The following is a 4,227-nucleotide window of genomic DNA, read 5'->3' as shown; positions in this document are numbered from 1 at the left end:
CCATCCCCACCGTATAGACGGTGGGGAATTCCGCACCTTACGTTAAGGGCCCTGGATCCTTCCCCAAGAGCTCAGGTTTCCTGTTGTACACTGGGTTCAAGTTGGAAAATGAGGGATCCCCCATGCACTTTCGACCCGACGGCGCTCTGGACGACAGCTTGCCAGGAATAGCTGCGGAGGCAGTGGTATGGAATGCGCTACGCCAAGGGCTAGGAGCGGACGCGGGTTATCTTTTCCATCGAGCTGTTCTTTATAATCATCGCCGAGGTAATCCCAGGGCTGAGATCGACATCCTCCTGATTCATGCTGAATTGGGGATTTGGGTGTTCGAGTGTAAGGGCTTTAATCTGTACAATATTGAGAGCATCAACAACAACGAATGGCGCATGCGGCAGTGGCAAAAAGAAACAGAAACCCCTTTACAACAAGCACACAAGCAAATGTTTCAAGTCAAAGATTTACTGCGGAAAAATCCGGATATACAAACGCTAATAGATCAGATCAACTTTGGTAAGCGGGTGGCTTTGCCCCGGATCCGGCGGCAGGAATGGCAAGAGCGTTTTGGGGATCCGCCACTTATAGGGGCCTTGGTGTTTGCTGATGATCTGGAGAAACCCGAGCATCTGAAACAAAGATTGTATGAGGCTAGGCGGGTTGCCCAAGCTCCTCTCCACGAAGGAAAGCTAAAGCAGATTGTTCGGCATTTGGGCTTAGTTTTGGAAGATGATACCAATAGCCAGCCTAACTATGGCTACGATTCACAAATGGTGATCCGGCGCGTCCAAGAAGGGATCTTCAAACTCGATGAAGACCAACGCAAAATTGCCACCCAATATCCTGAGGGGCCGCAGCGGTTGCGGGGCCTGGCGGGGACGGGCAAAACGGTAGTCTTGACTCGCAGGGCAGCCAAAATCCACGCCGACCACCCGGATTGGGACATCGCCGTAGTTTTCTACACCCGCTCTCTCTATGAGCAAATTCGCAGGCAAATCTCGGAAGTCTGTCAGAGCAAGTTTGACATCGAGCCAAATTGGCAAAAGCTTCGGGTGATGCATGCCTGGGGATCCCAGGATCAGCTTGGGTTTTATCGCCTGCTCGCTCACCAATGTGGCTTGCTGCCCAAAAGCTTGGAGCAGGCAAGGGCAGAGCTGAGGGATAAAAATGACTATACAACGGAGCCCTTTGACTACGTCTGCCAAGAGTTAGGAGAGAAAGCCAAGGAAATCCCTCAACTTTTTGACGCCATCTTGATCGATGAAGGTCAAGATTTGCCGCCTGCCTTTTACCGTTTAGCCTATCAAACTTTACGGGATCCCAAGCGGCTCTACTGGGCCTATGACGAAGCCCAGGGCATTGGCTCGTTGACGGTGCCAGGGGCAGCCGAGCTATTCGGGCGCGACGAGACGGGCAAACCCAAAGTGCGGTTGGGAGGGCGAGCCATCGTACTGCGTCATTGCTACCGCACTCCAAACATCATCCTCATGGCTGCCCATGCCATCAACATGGGTCTTTTGCGTGGAGGCCAGCCTTTGCAGGGGGTTACTCAAAAAGACCAGTGGGAAGGTTTGGGTTACGAAGTGATAGAAGGTGATTTTCGCAAGCCTGGATCCCCAATTACCCTCACCCGCAAGGCTTGCCATCCCGTCGATCAAGAAAACTTTGATCCCAAGGTGGATCCCCAGTCGCTGCTGGTCTGGCGCACCTTCCCTTCTGAGGAAGAGGAGCAGAATTGGATTGCCCAACAGATCGAGCGCGACCTGAAGCAGTGGAGTTTTCGGCCGGAAGATCTTCTAGTGACAAGTGTAGCCAGCTTCAGAGGGAGCAGACCCTACTGGGAAAGCCTAAAGGCCAGGCTCAAACAAAGAGGAATTAGCGCCCTCATTGCTGGCGAAGATGCCGATCGGGATATTTTCCGCTTGCCGGGGCACGTCACCCTGTCGGGGATCTTCCGGGCCAAGGGCAACGAAGCTTGGAAAGTCTACGTCTGCCAGTTTCAAAACGCCACCGAGCCGGGGCTAAGTGTAGAGGAGCAACTGCGCCGGCGCAATCAAGCTTTTGTGGCCTTGACACGCACCAAGATCTGGTGTGTGGTTACAGGGATCTCCCCCAAAGATCAATTGGCTCCCGCCTTCCAAGAGCTGCGGCAGGCCAAGGAGCAGTACCCCTACCTACGCTTCCCAGCTTTTAACAAGGGATCCCTGCGGCGGGTTCATGAGGTGGATCTAGACTTGGAAGGTGCTTGAAGAACTACCGTCTGCCCTCAAGCGAGCCCAGCTCTGTCATCGCTTTTGCCATGTCGTCTAGGTCGTTCACCTTCTCCTCAATGGCTGCAAGAATTGCGTCGTAGGTGTTGGCCAAGCGGAGGTGGCAGCAGCTTTGGTGGTAGAAGTGGAGCTGAATCCCTTTCCAAACCCAGACGGGTGGGCGGCAAAGTTGCCAGAGCCTGTTGCTTGGCGAACTTGATTGAGGCGGGCAATCTCTTGGGCCAAAAGATCCCGTTGTGAGTGGAGCTGATCGAGTTTGGCAGCGCCCTCTTTCAAGTACTGAACAAGCTTCTGTTTTTTGGCTTGCAAATCTTCTATTGAGGCTTTTAGATTTTGCTCTTCTGCACGCAGTTGCGCCAGCCATGCTTGCTGAGATCGGATCTGGGATCCCAACTCACAATGGGTTTGAGGATCAGTTCCATCGCCCGCTTCCTCTTCCTGAAGCTTTCCTTTCAAAAATGCTCAACGCCTTACGGCAATCAAAGGAAAATCATATTTCGGTAGCCTCTTCCCTCCTCCTACCCAGATGCGTGCTCAACGCCTTACGGCAATCAAAGGAAAATCATGCCGCACCTCAGAATCCTTGCTTTGCAAGGCCCCGATAGCCACTTGGCAAGGTGCTCAGCGCCTTACGGCAATCAGAGGAAAACCATGCGCTTCGATTGTACCCTAACTGGCAGTCAAAGCCTAGCGAACAGGCTTCCCATGAGGGTTCTGAGGTTTTGCAAGCATCTCCAAGCAAGTGGAAACGGCTGGGATCCGCTTACAGCAAGGCTTTGAGGTTTGTTAGAAGCTGAGATACCTCTCACAACGGTGGATCCTTGTTTCTTCAAGTTTTGCCTGAGTTTATCGCCTAATACCGGAATTTGCCCCCGGAACAACTGGCGGCTGCAGGCCAGGAAGTTCTCCAACTGGCCGATGAGAAGCTCTTTCGCTTCACGATTAGCCCTTAGCAGGAAATCTTGTTTTGGGATCCCTTCAGCATTTGTCAATGGCCTGGAGACGAACTAGCAGGCTGCTTTATCGCTATTTGCACTAAGCCCACTAAGGGATCCGCGCTCGGGCAAACACATTCTAGGGAACAACCTTCAAGCCCGGCAAGCAATCGTCTTGGGTGGCTTGGGATCCCGCAAATATCTGCGGCGGGGCATCGGGGTAGAAGACGGTGATGCCCTTGGCCTGCGGATCCACAATCCAAACGCGGGGGATCCCGGCCTCCAAATAGTCCGCTGCTTTTTGAACTGCAGCCCCAAAGCTCTGACCGGGAGAGAGGATCTCGGTTTGGGGGCTGTCCTCAAAAAGTTGATCATGCCATTGCACCCAAGAGGAAACAGTTTTGACCGTCAGTCTGGGGTTCTGGGTCAAACGGGCGGCCAGGGATCCCTTGACAATCCAACAAAACCAGGAGACCAGGATACCTCGCCGCTTTAACTAAACGCGCAGAATTCCCCACCGTCTATACGGTAGGATGGGTAGCACCCCCAGCTTGAGGCTGGATATACTGTTTCACTATTTCTAAGGCTGCACCAAACAATACACCTAGAATTGTGCCAAAACTTGTCTTTTTCCCAGTATACCCTACTCAGTTGTTCTCCAAATTGCTACCTCAAAACTCGGCTCGATTTCTGAGTTTTGTCATAGAAGGTGCTGCTTACAAGAAGTACTGTACTGACTTTAGCCTTGACTGAGTACCGTAAGGTGAGTAAAACTGTACGGGTAAACAGACGGCAGATGTTGCGACTCTATCCCAACAAAAGCCAGGAGAAGGCTATGCTCGTCGTCTGCACTGTTACTTGTACAACGCTTGCGTCGCTCAAAGGACTCCGTCTCGCTTGCGCAGTCGGCACTATTCAGGCTGGACATATCCCAGCTCTTCGGGATGAAAGGTAACCAGTAACGGTAAGCACGGCACCGTCACCCTCAATGACTTGGGCATTACCCTAAAGAGGCGGAGCAGGGACAA

At 52.7% G+C, this 4,227-nt stretch carries 2 protein-coding genes; one reads left to right on the top strand and one right to left on the bottom strand.

Going from position 1 to position 4,227, the window contains the following annotated elements:
• Positions 1-122 precede the first annotated feature (122 nt).
• Positions 123-2,243 (top strand): DEAD/DEAH box helicase, encoded by a 2,121-nt coding sequence (locus NW835_RS09600; protein ID WP_414415158.1) that lies wholly within the window; start codon positions 123-125, stop codon positions 2,241-2,243.
• 1,095 nt (positions 2,244-3,338) lie between these two features.
• Here NW835_RS09600 and NW835_RS09595 read toward each other — a convergent pair.
• Complete coding sequence (locus NW835_RS09595; RefSeq protein ID WP_414364890.1) at positions 3,339-3,584, bottom strand: Uma2 family endonuclease; 246 nt, start codon at positions 3,582-3,584, stop codon at positions 3,339-3,341.
• Between the last annotated feature and the right edge of the window lie 643 nt (positions 3,585-4,227).

The sequence above is a fragment of the Synechococcus sp. OH2 genome (genome assembly GCF_047462155.1).
Lineage (GTDB): Bacteria > Cyanobacteriota > Cyanobacteriia > Thermostichales > Thermostichaceae > Thermostichus.
The sequence above is the reverse complement of the archived record's forward strand: the minus strand, read 5'-3'. Positions and strand labels throughout refer to the sequence as shown.

Coding starts and splice junctions, on each gene's coding strand:
- NW835_RS09600 (WP_414415158.1), top strand. CDS start 123: ATGCACTTTCGACCCGACGGCGCTCTGGACGACAGCTTGCCAGGAATA.